Annotated in this window: 5 protein-coding genes; all 5 read left to right on the top strand. The window is 46.8% G+C overall.

Translation table 11 applies throughout. The features are described 5' to 3' along the window. Positions 1-710: type VI secretion IcmF C-terminal domain-containing protein (locus RH89_RS12500; protein WP_004402263.1), on the top strand; the 710-nt coding region annotated here is incomplete at its 5' end. Positions 711-781: 71 nt separating this feature from the next. Continuing rightward, entirely contained in the window at positions 782-2089 is a 1308-nt protein-coding gene (locus RH89_RS28685) for a type VI secretion system ImpA family N-terminal domain-containing protein (protein WP_004402262.1), read from the top strand. A 14-nt stretch (positions 2090-2103) separates the two neighbouring features. Further along, positions 2104-3105 carry an SEL1-like repeat protein gene (locus RH89_RS12490; protein WP_139063278.1) on the top strand — a complete coding sequence of 334 codons (1002 nt, stop codon included), beginning with the start codon at positions 2104-2106 and terminating at the stop codon, positions 3103-3105. A 134-nt stretch (positions 3106-3239) separates the two neighbouring features. Continuing rightward, positions 3240-3467: a hypothetical protein gene (locus RH89_RS12485; protein WP_139063277.1), complete on the top strand. Its 228-nt coding sequence runs from the start codon at positions 3240-3242 to the stop codon at positions 3465-3467. Between the two features lie 266 nt (positions 3468-3733). Further along, positions 3734-5299, top strand: a complete 1566-nt coding sequence (locus RH89_RS12480; protein WP_004402258.1) for an EAL domain-containing protein — start codon at positions 3734-3736, stop codon at positions 5297-5299. Positions 5300-5335: the final 36 nt, after the last annotated feature.

Below are 5335 nucleotides of genomic sequence, written 5' to 3'. Positions count from 1 at the left end.
AAGAAGCCATCAAGCATCTGGAGATCCGCTGGCAGCGCGACGTGTATTCGGTGTTCCAGGAGAAATTTGCCTCCCGTTATCCGTTCGATCAAGAGTCGCGCAAAGACGTGGCACTGGAAGATTTTGAAGAATTCTTCTCGCCAGACGGCACTTTGGACAGCTTCTACAGCGAGCAACTGAAGATGTTCATCGAAGAAGGAATCTCCATTTCTGAAGATTCGGCGCAGCAATCGCTGATTCGTCCTGAAGTGCTGGCACAGCTTAAACAAGCGAAGAAGATCCAACGTGCCTTCTTTAACCGCAAAGGGATTCTGGATGTAGCGTTCTCTCTTGAGCCGATTCGCCTGACGTCTAACAAGCGTCGCTCGGTGATCAATATCGACGGTCAGTATGTGGAATACAGCCACGGTCCTCGCCAGTCGGTGGAGTTGATTTGGCCAAACACCTTGCGTGGAAGCTCTGTATCGAAAGTGACGTTAGTGCCAACCAAGTCGAACTTGTCGCCGCGCAGTATCGAGCGCAAAGGACCTTGGGCGCTGTTCCGACTGCTTGATAAGAGTGAAGTGGTAGGAGGCAGCATCACCAGTGTGGATTACAAGTTCGCGATCGATCGCGGTGATGTGTCTTACCGCTTGTATTCCGAAGCTGCGGTGAATCCGTTTAAAGAACGTCTGTTCGATTCGTTCAAACTGTCGAGCACTCTGTACTAGCTCGCAGAAAGTCAGTCACACATTAAGATGCATAGCGCGTTAAATCGCGCCAGCAAAAATAAGGTATTTGGGTGTCAAACAAGATTTATATCGACCACGGAATTTTTACCATACTGAGCAACCAGCCTTCGCTCAGGGATTCCGAACGCTATCAAAAAATTCGCAGTGAAATTAATGGTCGAATGGGATTTTTATCTGGGGCGACTCAGTGGGAATCCGTGTTTAATGAATGCATCAAACTGGGCACCGAAGTGGGAATGGACTTCCTGCTTACCAGCTACTTTTCAGTTGCAGGGTTTAAGGTTGAGGGAGTGAAAGGCTTTGCGTCGGGGTTAGAGCTGATGCTTGCCGCCTATGTGGAAGACAAAGATCACCAGGCACTTTCAAGCCATCACAAGCAAGAAATCATTCAGTGGATGACCAGCAAGGTCACGTCTGATCTCAAACTGATCAAGCCCAATAAGGATCAGATTCGTGACCTGTATCGCTGTGAGCGTGCTTTGCAGGATCTCAATGAACTGTGCGAGCGTTTTCAGCCTGAATCCAGCCCGAATTTTGAAGGCATTGCCTTTAGTATTTTCGAGCATATTGACCGCATCGAAACCGTGACTCAAGTGGTTCAGAAACCGGATTTGCCAACCGACAATACCAGTAAGTCTGGTCGGAATATCTGGATGTTTTTCTTCATTCTTGCTTGGGCATTAACGGTTGCGGTGGCTTACTTTTACTCGGTTGAGCGTTTAAAGGTGTGCCACGCCGTAGAAGGCATGAAGCGTACTGTAACTGCGCCAACGGAAGAGCTGCTTTCAAAGCTGACCGAGGAGTCGGTTGCCGAGCTGCCACCTGATGAACAAATTGTGATTCGCTCTGCATTGGTGGATGCCATGGACAGCGATTTGAAGATCACGGTTTACCAGCAATACCTCAACGTTGTCATGTTGATGGAAAAAGCCAAAGAACTGTTCCCGGATAACCCAGAAGTGGAAGCCGCAATCAAGAAAATTGAGGTACAAAGCCAAGGGTATCGTGAAGAGTTACAACGCGATTTAGAGCGTTTCTATTCTGCGAGGACGCTGGCAGCGAATCTGGTGAATGAAACTAAGCACGCAAATAACCAGGAAAGTGCCGAGCGGCTGGAGCAGTACATTTTGAGCCTGTCGCCCATCTACAGTCGTAATGCTTATATTCAGGAGCAAATCGATAAGCAAAACTACGATCTCGCGAAAGAAGAGCTGTCGGTATTGCAGGAACGTGTCGCCCGTATCGTGTGGCAATTGTCCTCTTATCAAAATGCGCTTTCAGACGTCGCTCATGACCCGGTCGTTGCGGTTAAGAGCAGTGAAGAAATTGCTATTGAAGAGTCAGGTGCTCAACCATGACCAGGTGCTCAGCCATGAAAGGGGTAAAACAACTTCTGGCGTTGTCACTGCTCTGTCTGCCATTAAGCAGTTATGCCTTGAATGAAATCGAAGACATCACTCCAGAGCAGGCGTTCGAAAAAGGGCGTGTGCTGAGGCTGCAATACCATAACGAACAGGCGCTGGAATACCTGAAACACGCCGCAGACTCAGGGCATTCAATGGCTGCTTTGCTGTACGCCGACGAGTTAGCCACACTGCCCCATGCGGTCAGGCGTCAGGAAGAGATTATCCACTACACCTTACAAGCCGCAGAAAGTGGAAACATCTGGGCAATGGAGCGGTTGGCAAACACCAATCGCTCGGGCAGTGAAGAGAGCCGGGTTAAGTGGCAGCAGCGCTTTTTAACGTCATTGGAGCAAGAAGCTGAAAACGGCAATACCAAAGCCATTCTGACGATGTTTTATCTGAAAAGAGATGAAAAATATAAGCAAGCCAAAATCTGGCTAACCAAAGCATTGGAACAGGAATCTGAGCGGGCAAAGCTGGCAGAAGTCGAGCTGGTGGAGCAGGGATACGAAGAGTGGTTTGTACTGCCGGGAAACCGAATGAAAGAAAGTAAACAGCGATACGCCGAACTGGCTGAAACAGGCTATCTGCCTGCTGTGAAAAAAACGATTCAGTTACTGATAGAAACCGACAAAACCCATCAGGCTGTGGTTTGGCTTGAGGAAGCGGTGCGAATGGGGGACGCGACATCTCTGGCTCTTCTGGCAAAAGCGTACGCGGGTAATTACCCCAAAACCCGAGTCGAGAAAAACCTGGTGAAATCTTACAGCTACTACCTCAATTACCTGGATGCGATGGGATCAGACAGATTGATCGGAACCCGCAAGCGTATAGAGAAAGAGGAGCAAGCGGTGAAGGAACAACTCACTGAAACGCAAATTGCTGACGCAGAAAAGCTTCACCAGGAATACAAGAAAAATCACACCGTGATGTTGTTTGAAACCCCTTGGAAATATGAAATGAACTAGGTCAACAACCTGGTTCATAGCCCCTTATGCTTTTCGACCTGCTAATACTGTGTCTCCACCCCACTTCCTTATTGGTTGGGTATCTGGGAGGCTTGATAATCCTTGCGATTTTTTACTATTACTCAACGAAAGCGTTGGTTATTTTTGCTGGGTACTATCTTATCTGGGCAGTAGCATTTGCCCCCATTTCTGTCCCCACACTAATTGAATTCCTCAAAGGTTGGCTGCTTCCAAAGCACTTCAACTCATATGGCGACGTTGTCCCCTGGCTGCTGTTTGGCAGTATCCCACTGGGGCTTGTTGTTACGTTCATCTGGACACTGTTTTGTCTGTTTGGCGAAGTGAGTCCAACGAAGAAGTGATGTTGGGGTATCTCCTGCTCGATACTCGTATCCCAAAGGAATAAATGAATGCCTCAAATCTGAGAACACCTCCCTGCGCGTGTTAACTTTGAGATTAACGGACAGAGCTCAGAGTTATACACAGATTTTGTAAACATGGCGGACAAAACGCTGGCTCGAATGTGATAGAAATGCGGGAAGAAGATCGGCTGATAAGGCTTATGTCACCGATTTGTTGGCAGATTTATACGTTTCACGATTCCCGTAAAGATATAAAGTTGGCTTAGATGAAAACAAACACAGGGAACCCGTTGCTTTACTTAAAGGCTTTCATACTCTCCTTCGTGATCGCCATGTTGAGCTATTTTTCAATTCAGGGTGCAGTAGGGTATTACCTTTGGAAGGAGCAGAACAAAGACGCAATAAGAGTGCTTGAGACGGTAAGCAATGTTCACAAAGAAGTGGTGGAAGTACTGACTACTCTGAATCATTTGCAACTGAGGACATGTTCTGACGAACATAACCTGATGATGCGAAAGCTGCTTTTCACTTCCGATTACATTAAAGACATAGGGTATCTGGAAGATAACACCCTCTTTTGTACAACCGGAAAGGGCAAGCTGTCTCCACCTTTTGTTGGAGGTGCAACGCCGCATCTGGTCACCGAGGAAGGCTTTAAATTCTGGCGTCATGTCAAACTCATCATTCTCGACAATACCTACGATTCGCTGGTGATTCGGAAAGGCAATTACAACATTGTGCTGGATGAGAAATCACTCAACGAATTGATTGATGACAGCTTTCTCTGGGAGCTGGTGTATCTGAAAAAATCAGACGTCATCCACTTTGGTGGTCATGAGGGAATTTTCTCATTACCCGAACCAACCCTCTGGAATTTTCTGGATGGAGAAGGAAATAATCTGGTAAAGCAGTGCGATATTCGAAGAGCTTTTTGCTTAGGGATGAAGTTGAACCCGAACAAACTGGATAGTGATACCGCTGTATTGAGAGTCTTCACCATCGCGACTAGCTTACTGATTGGTTTGTTCGCCTATATGTTCAGTGTCAGATGGTTAAAGTACCTGTTCTCTGACCGTTACCGTATCAGAAAGGCGATTAACTCGAATTCCTTCCATTGTGTATATCAACCCATAGTGGATCTACGAACCCAAAAAACCATTGGGGTCGAAATGCTCACACGCTATAGCGACCGTCGAGGTAGTATAGAGCCCAACGAATTCATCCCTATCATCGTACAAACCGGTCAGACCTGGCAATTTACCCAGAACATGATGAAGAAAGCCATATCGGAGCTTCACCGGATAGATAACCTGCCAGCAGAATTCAAACTGAATGTGAACATCTTTTCTTCAGACATCAATAAGAAGTCGATTCTGGAACTAGTGAACGAAGAGGGAACCTACGATTTCCGAGGGGTATTGGTTCTGGAGGTCACAGAGAGTGAGGAGCTAGAAGACAGTTCTGCATTGCATAAACTCAGAGTCTTGCGAGACAAGGGGATGCAGATAGCAATTGATGATTTCGGCACCGGCTATTCCAACTTGCACCAGTTAAGAAAGATGAACGCTCACAGCCTTAAGATAGATCGCAGCTTTATTCAAGAGATGGAAGACGCCTCCATTCGCTCTTCTTTGATTGAGCATATTGTCGCGATAGCCAAGCAAGAGAATCTTTTGCTGGTGGCCGAGGGAATAGAGAACTCTATCCAACATCGTATTCTTAGAGAGATGGGGGTTGAGTATGGGCAGGGTTGGGCTTTTTCTAAAGAGCTGAGCCTTGTCGAGTTTGAAGAGTTTTGGTGTCAGGAAATGGAAAGAACAATACCAATTTAATTGACGTTTGAGTGTTGAATAAAAAATAGAAACCCA

It is taken from the genome of Vibrio nigripulchritudo ATCC 27043 (assembly GCF_000222685.1).
GTDB lineage: Bacteria > Pseudomonadota > Gammaproteobacteria > Enterobacterales > Vibrionaceae > Vibrio > Vibrio nigripulchritudo.
Note: the sequence above shows the minus strand (reverse complement) of the source record. Positions and strands in the feature narration are given on the sequence as shown.

What these genes read in the sequence shown, in the direction of transcription:
- RH89_RS12480 (WP_004402258.1), top strand. Translation starts at nt 3,734, where the DNA reads ATGAAAACAAACACAGGGAACCCGTTGCTTTACTTAAAGGCTTTCATA.
- RH89_RS12490 (WP_139063278.1), top strand. Translation starts at nt 2,104, where the DNA reads ATGAAAGGGGTAAAACAACTTCTGGCGTTGTCACTGCTCTGTCTGCCA.